The organism is Ensifer sp. GW101-20A05, assembly GCF_059424735.1.
Genome location: NZ_JBWKZT010000023.1, coordinates 47,363 through 62,246 on the forward strand (window position 1 = coordinate 47,363; position 14,884 = coordinate 62,246).

16 protein-coding genes are annotated in these 14,884 nt (G+C 61.6%); 4 read left to right on the forward strand and 12 right to left on the reverse strand.

Annotated elements, in window-relative coordinates:
• Positions 1–399 precede the first annotated feature (399 nt).
• The 6 genes from grxD to AC070A_RS32110 form a co-directional block, all read right to left on the reverse strand.
• A complete protein-coding gene (gene grxD / locus AC070A_RS32085) occupies positions 400–738 on the reverse strand; it encodes a Grx4 family monothiol glutaredoxin (protein ID WP_057248938.1) in 339 nt (112 codons plus the stop codon).
• A gap of 234 nt (positions 739–972) precedes the next feature.
• On the reverse strand, positions 973–1,218 hold the full coding sequence (locus AC070A_RS32090) for a hypothetical protein (protein WP_057248939.1): 246 nt from the start codon (positions 1,216–1,218) through the stop codon (positions 973–975).
• Positions 1,219–1,224: 6 nt separating this feature from the next.
• Entirely contained in the window at positions 1,225–1,458 is a 234-nt protein-coding gene (locus AC070A_RS32095; protein WP_057248940.1) for a BolA family protein, read from the reverse strand.
• Positions 1,459–1,692: 234 nt separating this feature from the next.
• Complete coding sequence (gene purL, locus AC070A_RS32100; protein ID WP_057248941.1) at positions 1,693–3,924, reverse strand: phosphoribosylformylglycinamidine synthase subunit PurL; 2,232 nt, start codon at positions 3,922–3,924, stop codon at positions 1,693–1,695.
• Positions 3,925–4,119: 195 nt separating this feature from the next.
• Positions 4,120–4,701, reverse strand: coding sequence for an acyloxyacyl hydrolase (locus AC070A_RS32105; protein ID WP_113737217.1), 582 nt, complete (start codon positions 4,699–4,701; stop codon positions 4,120–4,122).
• A gap of 91 nt (positions 4,702–4,792) precedes the next feature.
• Positions 4,793–6,211, reverse strand: a complete 1,419-nt coding sequence (locus AC070A_RS32110; protein ID WP_058328254.1) for an aminotransferase-like domain-containing protein — start codon at positions 6,209–6,211, stop codon at positions 4,793–4,795.
• A 31-nt stretch (positions 6,212–6,242) separates the two neighbouring features.
• Between AC070A_RS32110 and AC070A_RS32115 the strand changes: the two genes are divergently transcribed.
• Complete coding sequence (locus AC070A_RS32115) at positions 6,243–6,548, forward strand: DUF1127 domain-containing protein (protein ID WP_492384614.1); 306 nt, start codon at positions 6,243–6,245, stop codon at positions 6,546–6,548.
• A 90-nt stretch (positions 6,549–6,638) separates the two neighbouring features.
• Here the strand turns inward: AC070A_RS32115 and AC070A_RS32120 are convergent, their stop codons facing one another.
• The 4 genes from AC070A_RS32120 to purC form a co-directional block, all read right to left on the reverse strand.
• Complete coding sequence (locus tag AC070A_RS32120) at positions 6,639–7,046, reverse strand: hypothetical protein (protein ID WP_113737216.1); 408 nt, start codon at positions 7,044–7,046, stop codon at positions 6,639–6,641.
• 56 nt (positions 7,047–7,102) lie between these two features.
• Positions 7,103–7,774: a phosphoribosylformylglycinamidine synthase subunit PurQ gene (purQ, locus tag AC070A_RS32125; RefSeq protein ID WP_058324126.1), complete on the reverse strand. Its 672-nt coding sequence runs from the start codon at positions 7,772–7,774 to the stop codon at positions 7,103–7,105.
• Positions 7,775–7,939: 165 nt separating this feature from the next.
• Positions 7,940–8,182 carry a phosphoribosylformylglycinamidine synthase subunit PurS gene (purS, locus tag AC070A_RS32130; protein WP_113737215.1) on the reverse strand — a complete coding sequence of 81 codons (243 nt, stop codon included), beginning with the start codon at positions 8,180–8,182 and terminating at the stop codon, positions 7,940–7,942.
• A gap of 18 nt (positions 8,183–8,200) precedes the next feature.
• Complete coding sequence (gene purC, locus AC070A_RS32135; protein ID WP_057248960.1) at positions 8,201–8,965, reverse strand: phosphoribosylaminoimidazolesuccinocarboxamide synthase; 765 nt, start codon at positions 8,963–8,965, stop codon at positions 8,201–8,203.
• Between the two features lie 336 nt (positions 8,966–9,301).
• On the opposite strand from purC, the gene AC070A_RS32140 reads away from it, so the two are divergent.
• Positions 9,302–9,616 carry a DUF1476 domain-containing protein gene (locus tag AC070A_RS32140; RefSeq protein ID WP_057248961.1) on the forward strand — a complete coding sequence of 105 codons (315 nt, stop codon included), beginning with the start codon at positions 9,302–9,304 and terminating at the stop codon, positions 9,614–9,616.
• Between the two features lie 53 nt (positions 9,617–9,669).
• Here AC070A_RS32140 and AC070A_RS32145 read toward each other — a convergent pair whose 3' ends face one another.
• Positions 9,670–12,204: an EAL domain-containing protein gene (locus tag AC070A_RS32145; protein ID WP_113737214.1), complete on the reverse strand. Its 2,535-nt coding sequence runs from the start codon at positions 12,202–12,204 to the stop codon at positions 9,670–9,672.
• Between the two features lie 194 nt (positions 12,205–12,398).
• On the reverse strand, positions 12,399–12,953 hold the full coding sequence (locus AC070A_RS32150) for an RBBP9/YdeN family alpha/beta hydrolase (protein WP_057248963.1): 555 nt from the start codon (positions 12,951–12,953) through the stop codon (positions 12,399–12,401).
• Positions 12,954–13,211: 258 nt separating this feature from the next.
• On the opposite strand from AC070A_RS32150, the gene AC070A_RS32155 reads away from it, so the two are divergent.
• The gene (locus AC070A_RS32155; RefSeq protein ID WP_057248964.1) at positions 13,212–14,027 is read left to right on the forward strand and encodes a DUF2189 domain-containing protein; all 816 of its coding nucleotides are present in this window, start codon (positions 13,212–13,214) and stop codon (positions 14,025–14,027) included.
• A gap of 400 nt (positions 14,028–14,427) precedes the next feature.
• Positions 14,428–14,884 (forward strand): IS110 family transposase (locus AC070A_RS32160; RefSeq protein WP_494773627.1); only part of this gene is annotated, 457 nt, incomplete at its 3' end.

Genomic DNA, 14,884 nt, shown 5'->3' on the forward strand with positions numbered 1-14,884 from the left:
CCGGAAAAGAAGGGTGTCGGCTGACGCCATGCCAGCAGACATATCGAAATTGAGCGGGGGCAGCCGGGGCGATTGGAAACCAACCGCATGGACCGGGCCGGCATGAAGCGTAGGAAGCGTCGAGCGGCAGGGACCGGACTTTCCGGGCGCCAAGGGGCGAGGCGAGACCCTCTACAGGCAGCTTATGCCGAACGATCGCAACCGATTCATGACAGGCCGGACATCCGCTTCGCTCCCCGAAGGAAGCACGCTCTGAACGTATCTTGGCGGCACCTGCGCGAATCGCACGCGCAAGTCCTTCTGAAGGACAACGAAAATTAGGCGATGCGGAATTACGGCCAGAATCAAAAAAGGCGGTTGCCCGCCTTCTCCGAAAGATCGGGACGAGGCGTCCTTAGATCAGGCGGCGGCGCCCTTGACGGCAACGCCCTGCGCCTCAAGGTGAGACTGCAGTTCTCCGGCCTGGAACATTTCACGCACGATGTCGCAACCGCCGACGAATTCGCCCTTGACGTAGAGCTGCGGGATCGTCGGCCAGTTGGAGTAATCCTTGATGCCCTGGCGCAGGTCAGCATCGGCGAGCACGTTGACGCCCTTGTAGTCGACACCGATGTAGTCGAGAATCTGGACAACCTGACCGGAGAAGCCGCACTGCGGGAACTGCGGCGTACCCTTCATGAAGAGCACCACATCGTTTGTCTTGACTTCGTTGTCGATGAATTCGTGAATTCCGCTCATCTCGTCTTCCTTCCTGCGCCGGCTTCAAGGGCCGGATATCGATTGGGTTCTAGATAGCATGCATATTGGTGATTTTCACCACCCAATCGCAACAAATATTGATGGGCCTCAAGATGTGGTTTTATTACCACTACAGCGCCGCGCGTCTTCTCAGGCGCGCAAAGGTCGCTGTAGCACTTTGATTTTCTGCATGTTTTCGTCCATAAATCCGCGACGAGTTAAGGAAACATGCAGTCAAGCGGTGCGGCGCCGGGTCTTGCTGCGCGCCGCAGCCGTTTTGCGACGGCTGACCTGCTTCTTGGCCGGCTTGCGAATGGCCGCTTCGAGGATATCCGCGAGGATGCCGCCGCCGGACGAAGTCGTCCGCGTCCGGCGCTTTGTCCGCTTGGTCGAGGTTCGCTTGACGCCGGTCTTCTTGAGGATTTCCTTCAATGCACTGTCAACGACGCCGCTGACGAGTTCCTTGATCAGGTCAGCCATTCCGGCTTACTCCGGCGCGCTCGTCTGCAGGGCGAGGGCGTGTAGAACACCGCCCATGTTGCCCTTGAGTGCGTTGTAGACCATCTGGTGCTGCTGCACGCGGGTCTTGCCACGAAACGCCTCGGCCACGACTTCGGCGGCATAGTGGTCGCCGTCACCGGCCAGATCGCGGATCGTGACCTTGGCACCGGGAATCCCTGCCTTGATCATGTCTTCGATGTCGCCTGGTGTCATGGGCATGATACGCCAACTCCCTTTTTATTCTGCAACGTCAGCAGCCTGCCGACGCCATCCATGAAATTAGGGAACCACGATTCAGGGGCGGAACGCAATTGCTGAATTGGGTGAGGGCGGCCAGTTGCTGGCGCCGGTACGATCAGATGATCACGCTTGATCGCGTCCCCAGATGACACCTTTCGAGGCATGCGAAGAGCCAGACGGGAGCCGCCGATCAGCGGCTCCCGTCGTCGTTTCTCAGTTCTCGGGAGCGAGATCGCCCTGCATGAATTCCGGGAACCAGCCTTCGTGGGTCGAGCGCAGCTCAGCGACCGAAACCGCCCTGGCATCGCCGAGCTTGACGGCATCGCCAGCGGTCTTGCCGATGACGGGCAGGGCAACGCCTGCGGCCTTAGCGCGGGCGGTAACCGCGTCGAGTGCGCCAGCGGCAACAGTTACGACGTAGCGGCCCTGATCTTCGCCATAGAAGGTCGCGATCGGGTCGTGACCGGCGACGGCATCAACCGTGGCGCCAATGCCCGAGGCCATCGCCATTTCGGCGACCGCAAGCGCCAGGCCACCCGACGAGCAATCGTGAACGGCCGTCACGAGGCCATCGACGATGAGGCCGCGGACGAAATCGCCCACCTTGCGTTCATGCGCCAGATCGACATGCGGCGCCGGACCGTCGGTGCGGCCGTGAACGTCTCGCATGTAGACCGACTGGGCGATGTGGGTGCCCAGGCCAACAGGTGCACCGGCAAGCAGGATCGTTTCGCCTTCCGCAGCAAAGCGGATGCGCGCCATCTTCGACCAGTCCTTGATCAGGCCAACGCCGCCGATCGTTGGGGTCGGCAGGATCCCTTGGCCATTGGTCTCGTTGTAGAGCGAGACGTTGCCGGAAACGATCGGAAAGTCGAGCGCGGTGCATGCTTCGCCGATGCCCTTGATGGCATGGACCAGCTGGCTCATGATTTCCGGGCGTTCCGGGTTGCCGAAGTTGAGGTTGTCGGTGGCTGCCAGCGGCAGCGCGCCGGTTGCCGTCAGGTTGCGCCAGCATTCGGCGACCGCCTGCTTGCCGCCTTCGAACGGATCGGCTTCGACGTAACGCGGCGTTACGTCGGAGGAGAAGGCCAGCGCCTTGGAGACGTGACCCTCGACGCGCACGACGCCAGCGTCACCGCCCGGAAGCTGCAGCGAGTTGCCCTGGATCAGGGTGTCGTACTGTTCGTAGACCCAGCGGCGCGAGGAGTTGTTGGCCGAACCGACGAGCTTCACGAGTGCGTCGGCGACGTCAGCAGCCGGGATGTCGTTGGTTGCCAGCGGAGTCGAGGTCTTGGCAGGGGTCCAGGGACGATCATATTCCGGCGCTTCGTCGCCCAGTTCCTTGATCGGCAGGTTCGCGACTTCTTCGCCCTGGTGCAGGATGCGGAAGCGCAGGTCGTCCGTGGTCTTGCCGACGATCGCGAAATCGAGGCCCCACTTGACGAAGATCGCCTTGGCGACTTCTTCCTTGGCGGGCTCCAACACCATGAGCATGCGCTCCTGGCTTTCCGACAGCATCATCTCGTAAGCGGTCATGCGTTCTTCGCGAACGGGAACGCTATCAAGGTTGAGCTCGATGCCGAGGTCGCCCTTGGCGCCCATTTCGACGGCCGAGCAGGTGAGGCCGGCCGCACCCATGTCCTGGATGGCGATGACGGCGCCGGTCTGCATCAGCTCGAGGCAGGCTTCCAGCAGGCATTTTTCGGTGAAGGGATCGCCGACCTGCACGGTCGGGCGCTTCTCTTCGATCGACTCGTCGAACTCGGCCGAGGCCATGGTCGCGCCGCCGACGCCATCGCGGCCGGTCTTGGCGCCGAGATAGACGACGGGCAAGCCGACGCCTTCGGCCTTGGAGTAGAAGATCGCATCGCTCTTGGCGAGACCGGCAGCAAAGGCGTTGACGAGGATGTTGCCGTTGTAGCGGGCATCGAACTCGACTTCGCCGCCGACGGTCGGAACACCGAAGGAATTGCCGTAGCCGCCGACACCGGCAACGACGCCGGAAACGAGGTGGCGGGTCTTCGGATGATCCGGCGCGCCGAAGCGCAGCGCGTTCATGGCAGCAACCGGACGGGCGCCCATGGTGAAGACGTCGCGCAGGATGCCGCCGACGCCGGTCGCCGCGCCCTGGTAGGGCTCGATGTAAGAGGGGTGGTTATGGCTCTCCATCTTGAAGACGACGCAGTCGCCATCATCGATATCCACCACACCGGCGTTTTCGCCCGGCCCCTGGATGACGCGCGGGCCCTTGGTCGGCAGCGTGCGCAGCCACTTCTTCGAGGACTTGTAGGAGCAGTGCTCGTTCCACATCGCCGAAAAGATGCCGAGCTCGGTGAAAGTCGGCTCGCGCCCGATCAGGCTCAGGATGCGCTCGTATTCGTCGGGCTTCAGCCCGTGCGATGCGATGAGGTCCGGGGTGATGGGGCGGGTGTTCGAAATCGTCATCGTCGACCGTCAAATCCTTCGGGCGGCGCGCAATCCACTTAAGAGGAATATGGCGCGTGCGAACCGCAACAGACACAGGGAGCGCTTTGCGGCTTCTTTAGCCTATGCTGCGGCGCGGCGCGACAGAAAAATACGGGCGATCAACAGCGGTTGACGCCCGTATAAGCTTTGCAGAAGGCAGTGCGGCGACCAGCGTCAGAACTTGTAGCCGAGCGCAAGGCCGGCGCGTGTCAGGCCGTTGTTCGGACCGTCGCACAGATTGGCATGCGAAGCATGTTCCACGGTCGCCGAGACGTTCCAGTGCTCGTCGAGGCGGACGCCGGCAGCGGCGTATTCGCGGAAGAGGACGCGGCAGCCGAGTTGGGGACCGGAACCATTGGGTTCATCGAGGTCGCCGTCATGAATCGTGCCGCCGGCGCCGAACTCGACGAAGAGGCGCTGGGTCATGTCGAAGGTCCAGCTCAAACCGCCATAGGCCTGATTGACCCCGTTAGACGACGTCGCAACCGCCGCGCCGGTATAGACCCGTGGGCGCAGCAGTTTTCCGCCGAGGTCGGTCGCCCCATCGGCGTCGAACGGGTCGAAGTACACGGTGAACGACGGGAAGACCCCGTCTTCCTGCTTGTCGCCGGCGGCGATCGACGTCGTCACGCCGAAGCGCATTTCGTCGAAAACACCGTCCGCGGCAAGGGCCGGGGCGGCGGCGGTCAACGTGGTCGTGGCGAGAAGAAGATAGGCAATGCGACGCGATGAGGCGGGGCTGAACGGTAGCGGCATGCGGAATCCTTAGAGGCGAATCATGTGCGCAAACTGCTAAAGTAGTATGTTGCTCAACCTTGCCCGAAAGTCACCCCGTGGATTTCTATAGTCACTCAAAACTGTCGTAGCCCGCCCGCCCGCTGTCGAGAAGCCGCTTCAGCGCCTGAAAACCTGCTCTTACCTGGGCTCGGTCCGGCGGCGAGGAAAAACCGATGCGAATGCGGTGGAAGACGCGATCGGTTCGTCCAGCCTTGAACTCGTCCTCGTCGTCGACGAGCACGCCCTCCTGCAGGGCAGCCTGCTTGAAGGTGCCGGAGAGCCACGGATCGGGCAGCTTCATCCAGAGGAACGGAATACAGGGGTGCGAGGTGAACTCGATGCCTTCGAAAATTTCGCGGGCCATCGCCTCGCGGGCGCGCACCTCTTCAATGCCCTTGCTGCGCAGGATTGCAGCCGAACCGGAAAGCACGAGGCGCGCGCAGAGCTCAGCGAGAATGAACGGCAAACCGCCGCTCACCATTTTGTGGGCAATGCGAATACGCTGGCTGAAATGCGGAGGGCAGGCGACCCAGCCGCCACGGACACCGGCAGCGACCGACTTCGAAAGACCGCCAACCAGGAAGGTGCGTTCCGGCGCAAGCTCGGCCAAGAGCGGCGTCTGATCACCGGTCATGGCGCCATAGAGATCGTCCTCAACGAGCCAGACGCCGTATTTGCGGGCGATGTCGGCGATCGCCTGGCGGCGCGCAAGCGGCATGACGGCGACGGTCGGGTTCTGGGCGCTCGGCATCAGGAATGCGAGCTTCGGATGCTGCTGCGCGCAGACGCGCTCGAAATCTTCGGGGATCATCCCGAACTCGTCGCTTTCGACCAGCGTCGTCCGGCGACCGACCAGACCGGCGCTGCGGCTCACCTGCGAATAGGTGAGCGTCTCGAAAGCGATACGGTCGCCAGGCGCGGTAACCGCAGTGATGACGGCAACCACACCCGCATGGGCACCGAGCGTCGGCACGATGTTTTCCGGCTTCGGGCGGAATCCGCCGCGCGCCAGCCATAGGCAACCCGCCTCGAACCAATGGTCCGGGAAGTTGCGGGCGTAGCTTGCGATGTCCGCATGGTGGTCGTGACTGATCTCGCCAAGCACCTCGCTCAAGACCGTGCCTTGGCCGATATCGGGCGCAGCTGTGCTGTCGAACCTCAACTTACCGGCAGGTGCTACGAGCGGCCGGGTGCCGGCGAGCGAGGTCGTCAGCGGATCCGCCTGTTCCGGCGGACGGCTCTCGGGATGATCGAGCACATAGGTGCCGCGACCGACTTCACCGCTCACCAGTCCCCGTTCGCGCACGATATTGTAGGCGCGTCCAATCGTGCCGATTGTCACGCCGATGTCGTAGGCGAGGTTGCGCTGGGGGGGCAATTTGGCGCCGACGGGCAGGGCCCCGTTGCCAATTGCCTGTTCGATCTGGTCAGCAATCCGCGCATAGAGCGGACCGTGACCCTGCTGAATGTCTGGGAGCCAACTTGTCATAGTGACAATTCTTTAGATTACAGCGCGAAATATGTCAATTATCACCGATACAACGATAGCAATCGCTGCATTGGGGTTATCAATGAGTACAATCGATACAATTTGTTTGTCCCGCTCGGAAGCGAAGTCCGTCGAACGCACCAGCACATTGCTGGGCGGCGACTATTCGGACGAACGCGAAAGTCTCCTGAAGCGGCTGTGGGGTCTCTATTGCGAACTGGCCGCCAAGCGGCGCAGCCGGATGGCGCTCGGCGAAATGAGCGAGTGGCAGCTTAAAGATATCGGTGTTTCCGAAAAGGATGCCCGCCAGGAGTCGATTGTCCCGTTCTGGCGCTAGCTCGGATTAGAACGACTGTCCGACAATGCACAATGGCCGACGCCCTTTGAGGTCGGCGGCCATTGGTCAATTCGCCAATTTGACTGGGGTCTACTTGCAGCCCTGTCCGCCGGCAGCCCAGCGCTTGATATCGGCGCCCATCCGCGTGCCGACGGGTTCGCTCATCAACGGTCCGAAGGCCTGCAGGCGTGCCGGGTTGCCCTCGGCCTGAACGACGGCGAGCGGGCGTGCTTCCGGCGATTTGCGCGGCACGATCAATATGCGCGGGCGGCCGGAGAAGGAATTAAGCTCCGGCGCCAGGCGATAGGACTTGAATTCGGAATCGCCCGATTTGAACCAGCAGCCGTTGGCGCCAAGCGCCACGCGCTCCATGGTCGGCAGCGCCGCCGTGTTCGGGCTCGGCGCCGGCGGCTTCGGCGATTGGCACGAAGCGAGGAGGGCCAGGCCAAACGTTGCGCAGGCAAGGCCGGCCAGGCGTGCAGGAACAAATGAAGGCATCGACGGTCTCGCTCGCATTTCAGGGATGGATCGGATGCCTTCTACCAGCCGGTTGGTTAAGCGGCGATTACTTCGAGCGCAGACGCAAAGAGGCCGCGGCCGTCGGAGCCGCCATGAGCCGCTTCGATCAGGTTTTCCGGATGCGGCATCATACCGAGCACGTTGCCCTCGGCATTCATCACGCCGGCGATATCGTTCATCGAGCCGTTCGGGTTGGTGCCTTCGGCATAGCGGAACACCACCTGGCCATTGCCTTCGATCGTCTTCAGTGTCTCGGCATCGGCGAAGTAGTTGCCGTCGTGGTGGGCGACCGGCGAGCGGATGATCTGGCCCTTCGAATAGGCGCGGGTGAAGTCGGTCTCGGCATTGACCACTTCGAGCTTGATCTCGCGGCAGACGAACTTGAGCGAGGCATTGCGCATCAGCGCGCCTGGCAGGAGGCCGGCCTCGACGAGGATCTGGAAGCCGTTGCAGACGCCGAGAACCTTGACGCCCTTTTCCGCCTTGGCCTTGATCGCCTGCATGACCGGCATGCGCGCTGCGATCGCGCCACAGCGCAGATAGTCGCCATAGGAGAAGCCGCCCGGGATGACGATCAGATCGACATCGGGGATATCCGTTTCCGTCTGCCAGACGGTGACCGGAGCCTTGCCGGAAATCTTGGTGAGGGCCGCGATCATGTCGCGGTCGCGGTTGAGGCCCGGAAGCTGAACGACGGCTGACTTCATATCTCTGTCTCCGTTAGCGGCGAGATCAAATCTTGATGCCCCACCCCGACGAGCCAGGCATCTCCCGATCGCAGCACCGCTCCGTTGGGCGTTCGTGCTGCTTCGGCGTTTCTTAACGTCTGGATCCGCGCCCGAAGGCACGGACCGATCTTCATGCCTGATCGATCAGGCGAACGAGATGCTGTAGTTCTCGATCACCGTGTTGGCGAGCAGCTTTTCGCACATCGCCTTGAGGTCTTCTTCGGCCTTGGCCTTGTCTGTGGATTCGATCTGCAGATCGAAAACCTTGCCCTGACGGATCTGGCCGATGCCGTCGAAGCCGAGTGCGCCGAGCGCACCTTCGATTGCCTTGCCCTGCGGATCGAGAACGCCGTTCTTCAGCGTCACGGTTACACGTGCCTTGATCACTTTGATTTTCCCCGAAAGTTATTTCACCAGAACCGGACCGGTGCCGCGCACGGGTTCGTTCTCGTTCATGATTCCAAGACGGCGGGCGACTTCCTGGTAGGCCTCGACGAGGCCGCCAAGGTCGCGGCGGAAGCGGTCCTTGTCGAGCTTCTCGCGGGTCTCGATGTCCCAGAGACGGCAGCTATCCGGCGAGATCTCGTCGGCGAGCACGATGCGCATCATGTCGCCCTCGAACAGACGGCCGCACTCGATCTTGAAGTCGACGAGCTGAATGCCGACGCCCAGGAACAGGCCCGAAAGGAAGTCGTTGATGCGGATGGCGAGCGCCATGATGTCGTCGAGTTCCTGGGGGCTTGCCCAGCCGAAGGCGGTGATGTGCTCTTCGGAGACCATCGGGTCTTCCAGTGCATCGGCCTTGTAGTAGAACTCGATGATCGAACGGGGGAGAACGGTGCCTTCCTCGATGCCGAGGCGCTTGGACAGCGAGCCGGCGGCAACGTTGCGCACGACAATCTCGAGCGGGATGATCTCGACTTCCTTGATCAACTGCTCGCGCATATTGAGGCGGCGGATGAAGTGCGTGGGGATGCCGATCTTGTTGAGATGCGTGAAGATGTACTCGGAAATACGGTTGTTCAGCACGCCTTTGCCGTCGATGACGTCATGCTTTTTCTTGTTGAAGGCGGTCGCGTCGTCCTTGAAGAACTGGATGAGCGTGCCCGGCTCTGGACCCTCATAGAGGATCTTGGCCTTGCCCTCGTAGATACGGCGGCGACGATTCATGGATTCTGTCTCTGTGGTTGTTGGCGCTCTTGGGTCGCGCGCATGGAATATCTCTCGGGGTCCATAACTGAAAAGAACGGATTTCACAATCGGCGTATCTTCCCGTCCCCTGATTTGCATAGGGCGCCCGCGCGTCTCTACCTGGACGCGTCAAGGTCGCCGTGTCACTTTGGGCGCTGCGACGTATGTAGTCCTTGAATCGAAGGCGATTTCAGGAACCATACGGAGGGTAACATGAAAGTCATCAAACCGGAAAACTACGCATTGCAGTTTGACCTCCGTTTTGGTTTATGGCGATAACTGTTTCCGGCATGGAATTTTCAGGGAGATCGATTGATGACGACGATGCAGGATCGCGAAAAGGCCTTCGAGGCGAAGTTTGCGCTGGACGAAGAGCTGAAGTTCAAGGCTGAAGCGCGCCGCAACAAGCTTGTCGGTCTCTGGGCTGCCGGTCTGCTCGGCAAGGCCGACGCCGACGCCTACGCCAACGAAGTGGTGGTTGCCGACTTCGAAGAGGCCGGCCACGAAGACGTTGTCCGGAAGATCAAGGCCGACTTTGACGCTGCAGGCGTTGCCCAGACGGAAGATCAGATCCGCTTGCGGATGCTCGAGCTTCTCGGCGAAGCCGTCCAGCAGATCCAGAACAAGTAAGCCTTCAGGCACCAATGCCGACCATTCACGCCCGGCCATGAAGCCGGGCGTTTTTATTTGTCCTCCGTGCCGAAGACCGGCTTCCATCCGCGCCGCAAGCGCCGCTCAAGCTCCAGACGATCCATCGGGCGGGCCAGCGCGTAGCCCTGCAGCACATCGCAGCCGAGATCCCGCAGCATCGCTGCATGCTCCCAGGTCTCGACGCCTTCGCCGACGACCTCGATGTTGAGCGAATGGCCGATGTCGATGATCGCGCGGACCAGCTTGGCCTGTTTCGGGCTCTCCGTGATCGGGCCGACCAGCGCCCGGTCGATCTTGAGCCGCGCCGGATTGAGATTGAGCAGGCCGATGATCGAGGCGTGCCCGGTGCCGAAGTCGTCGATCTCCACCTCGATCCCAAGCGCGCCGAGGGCCGAGATGGTCTCGGCGATTTCATCTTCCGGATCGTCGAGGAAGATGGATTCGAGTAATTCGAACGAGAGGACGCCAGGGGCGATCTGCAGATCACGCAGGTCGGCGATCAGGCCGGGATCACGCAGGCGCGGCGACGACATGTTGACCGAGATCTTGGGAATGGCGAAGCCGGACTGCCGCCAGGACTGAAAGTCGGCATAGGCGAGCTCCACGACCTTTCGGTCGATGGCCGGCAGGACATTGATCTCCTCCGCGACCTTCAGGAAATGGAAGGGGGCGAGCACCCCGCGCTCAGGATGGTTCCAGCGGACCAGAGCCTCGACACCGGTTATCTCGAGCGAACGCGCATCGAACTGCGGCTGATAGTAAACCGTGAACTGCCCTTCCTCGATCGCCTGGCGAATATCGTCGCCGATTCGTTTGGCCGTCAGAATTTGTGTCTGGATCTGCTCAGAAAAGGCTTCGACCCGGTCCCGGCCGAGGCTCTTTGCCCGGTAGAGCGCGATGTCGGCATTCATCAACAACTGCTTCGCATCGAAATCGTCATGCCCTTTCCAGGCAATGCCGATACTCGCGCCCAGGCGGCAGAGCTGGCCCTCGTAGGGAATGGGGCGACGGAAGGCGTGCACGATACGCTCGGCAAGCTCGGAGAGCTGCGGCAGGTTGCGACCGCGGCGGCAGAGAATGACGAATTCGTCGCCGCCGATGCGGGCAATGAAATCGTCATGTCGAGCGTGCGCGCGAAGGATGGCAGCGGCATGGGTCAGCATGGCATCACCAGCCTGGTGCCCAAGCGTGTCGTTGATCTGTTTGAAACGATCGAGGTCGATATGCAGGATGGCGTTGACCGCGACGTTTTCCGCCAGCATCTGGTCAAGGTAGCGCCGGTTGGGCAGATCCGTCAGGTAGTCGTGCAGGGCGTTGTATTCGATCCTTATCCGCGCCAGCTCGAGCTCGCGGTTGCGCGCTTCGGCGGAAGCCTGGGCCTGGCGCAAGTCCTCCTGCAAAGCGATGTCTTCGGTGACGTCCCAGTTCGCCCCGATGAGCTTTCGCGTTCCGAGATGATCGATATAGGTCGCCGCATTGGAGCGGATATGCCGGATCGTGCCGTCCGGGCGCACGATCCGAAAGGCATTGCTGTAAGGCTTGCCGGAAGTGATGCCTTCGTTGGTCCGAGCGATGACCTTGTCGCGGTCGTCGGGATGCAGCGTGTTCTCCCAGGCTTCGGAGCTTGGCGGCCCATCACTTGGGTCGAGGCCGTAGATCTCGAACATGCGCTCGTCCCAGTCGTCCCTCTGGGCGTCGAGGTTGAAGTCGAACACGCCGATCTTCGAAACGCCGAGAGCGAGCCTCAGGCGGCGAGAGACCTCTTCGAGACGGGCCTCCGCCTCCTTGCGCGCCGTGATGTCCGTGTCCGTCCCGATGATGCGAGAGGGTCTGCCATCCGGCCAATAGGCAACGGACGCGCCACGGCTCTCGATCCAGACCCAATGCCCGTCCGCATGGCGCTCGCGGTACTCGAAGGTGTTGAACACAGCCTCGCCGGAATCCTGCCGCTCGATTGCGGCACGCACATGCGCGTGGTCGTCGGGGTGGACGTTCTGGATCCAGGTCTCAAGACTACCGTCGACTTCGGCATCGTCGGGCAGGCCACGAAGCCGCTTCCAGGTGGTGGAGTAAAACAGGTTCCCGGTTTCGAAGTCGTGATCCCACACGCCTTCAAGTGCGCTGTCGAGCGCATATTTCCAGCGGGTTTCGTCGTTGCGCAGACCGGCGATTTCGTCGACGAGCTCATGGGCGGGGAGCATCAACAGGAGAAAGGCGTCCTGGTCGGCAAAAAGCACGGGTGACCAGGAGACAAGCATCGGCAGCGGACCGGAGAGGCTTTCGAAACGGAGCGTCGTGGACGCGGTCGTCGTGGGCGCCAAGGTGTTCCGCGCCGGCAACAGCGGCCGGTCCTCATCCAGCACGAGATCTGCGAGAAGGGCTTTGCGGAGCGAAGCGGGTGTCCTTAGCAGCAGTTCGCCGGCGCGCGCGTTGGTCGTTATGATCCGTCCCAGATCATTGGCAATGATTGCTCCGGCCGGCAAGCGCTCCAGAGCGGCCTGCGTGAGAACATCCGAATTCGCTGGCGCACCACGCGCACCTTTGGTGAGACCTTCGTTGACGGCCACTTATCCCATGTCCAGCGTTTGCGGCCGCATTTCCAAGGCACGGGAGCCGGAAATCAGGCTGCAAATCAAGATTCGACAGCGCTCAACGCCCTTTGACGACGAGTCACGTTGCCATGCCGACCGATGATGACCGCGGACAATGAACGTCGGATTAATGGGAAGTCGCAGCAGCCGTCAACCGGGGCGGCGAAGCATCAGGGCTTCAGGCGGCTCAGGAACTGAGCGAACACCATCGTTCCCTCCGGCCAGGGGCCATGCCCGGACTCGGTGTTGATATGGCCCGATTCGCCGGCGTCGACGAGCAGCGAACCCCAGGCCTTGGCGATATCGTCTGCGTGTTCGTAGGAACCGAAAGGATCGTTGCGGCTTGCAACCATCAGCGACGGGAACGGCAGGGGATCACGCGGATAGGGGCCGAATGTCATCAGATGCTTCGGGCGGATCGTCGGATTGGCCACATCCGGAGGTGCTACCAGGAAGGCGCCAGCGATCGGCTTGTTGAAGTGGGGCAGGGCGTGCACCGCAGTCGCGACGCCAAGCGAATGGGCGACGATGACGACCGGCTTTTCCGCCGCATTGACCTCTTCGATCATGCGCGCCACCCAATCTTCACGCACGGGCTTTGCCCACTCCGCCTGCTCGACGCGGCGCGCGGTGGACATCTTGCGCTCCCAGCGGGTCTGCCAGTGCTCCGGTCCGGAGTTGGTGTAGCCAGGGACAATGAGGATATGGGCGTCGGATACTTTCATAGTGGCCGCGATGTGGCGCTGAAAGCGGCCGAAGTCAAGACCTGCAACGCCGTGCGCTATTTGAGAGGCGCCATGGTCGCAGCAGCACCTCGAAGGACTGGATGTTTTCATCCCTGGATCGGTGACGACCTGGAGAAACAGGCAGCAGGCGACAGCGCCTTCATTTTCTGTATAATCGCCATGACGGTCGCGGTTGGTGCGACTTTGTTTCGTCGCATCTCTGTTCCGCGGCCGCTCTAGTTCGTTGAGGAGTGAGCCATGACAACATTCCATGTTCTGTCGGGGGCGGATGCGAGTGTCGCCCACCCCGGGATAAAGAAGATTGGTGTCTCGGATGTGTTCGACGCCTTGCGTCTCGGATTTGAAGATTTTCGCGAAAAGCCGTCGCACTACGTCTTTCTATGCCTGATCTACCCGATTGCCGGCGCCGTGCTGATTACCTGGAGTGCAGGCGCAAACATGCTGCCGCTGCTTTATCCCTTGGTCTCGGGCTTTGCCCTGATCGGCCCTGTCGCGGCGATCGGTCTTTACGAAATCAGTCGACGGCGTGAACTCGGCATGGACTATTCATGGCCGCATGCGCTTCGCCTGCATCGCTCTCCAGCCTTGCCATCGATCATGGCCGTTGCCGCCATGCTCTTCGTGGTCTTCATTGTTTGGCTGTTGGTCGCCCAGGCGCTCTACGTACAAATCTTCGGGGCCGAACCGCCGGCTTCGATCGCTGCCTTCTGGAATGGCATCATCGGTACCGAACAGGGCTGGAACCTGATCCTCGTCGGCAACGCCGTCGGCTTCGTCTTCGCCGTCATCGTGCTCGCGACAACGGTCGTATCCTTCCCATTGCTGATCGATCGCGATGTCGGCGCCGTCGCGGCGGTGGAAACGTCGATCCGCGCGACCCTCGTCAATCCGGTACCCGTCGCGCTCTGGGGCTTCATCATCGCGGCTGGTCTGGTGATCGGCTCGATCCCGGTCTTCGTCGGTCTTGCCGTCATCATGCCGATCTTCGGCCACGCCACATGGCATATCTATCGCAAGATGGTGGAGCCAGGTCCGCGCGCCGGTTCACGATAGGCGAGTCACGGCGCAACCTATCAACGCGAAAAGCGCCGCAGGTCAATCGACTTGCGGCGCTTTCAAGCGTGAGCGAAGACCGGTCTTACGGCCTAGCTCACTTCATTGTTTCATCGAAACAATGAAGTGATCTAGGTCTTTGAAATTACGCAACTCCGGACGGAAAACCGTTTCGCACTTTTCCTGGAATTGCTTGTCTTATGACATTGGCTGCCGAACAGGTCAGAACGGAACCGCTGCGGGAGGGTCGCCGCCCTCCCGCAGCGGCGAGGGTCGGATCGTTGGAATTGCGGACCTTTTGATGGGTCGAGCTAGAGTCGGATCGCCCTCGTCTTTCCCTTGAGGCCTGAACGGATACCCGGAGTTCGGCTCCGGATGACAAGCACAGGACAAGCGAAAGATGATGAACGATAGCATCGGGGTCGACATCTCGAAAGACCATCTCGACGTCCACAGGCTGAGCGACGGTGTGAGCCGGCGCTTCGCCAACGACAGCCGTGGCCATAGGACATTGATCGGCTGGTTGGAGCGGCCTGAGCTGCGTATCGTCTACGAGCCGACAGGTCCCTATCATCGGGCCCTTGAGCACAGGCTGGCAGAGGCGGGCTTCGCGCTGGTCAAGGTCAATCCGCGTCAGGCGCGGCGATTTGCCGAGGCCACCGGCAGGCTCGCCAAGACCGACCGGCTGGATGCTGCGATGCTCGCCCGCATGGGGGCGTTGCTCGAACTTCAGGCGCGGCCGGCGCGAGGCCCGACCCTCAACGATCTCAAGGACCTGCGCATGGCCCGCGAGGCATTGGTGAAGAACCGAACGGCGGCCAGGAACAGGGCGAAAAACCTGACCTTGCCGATCCTCA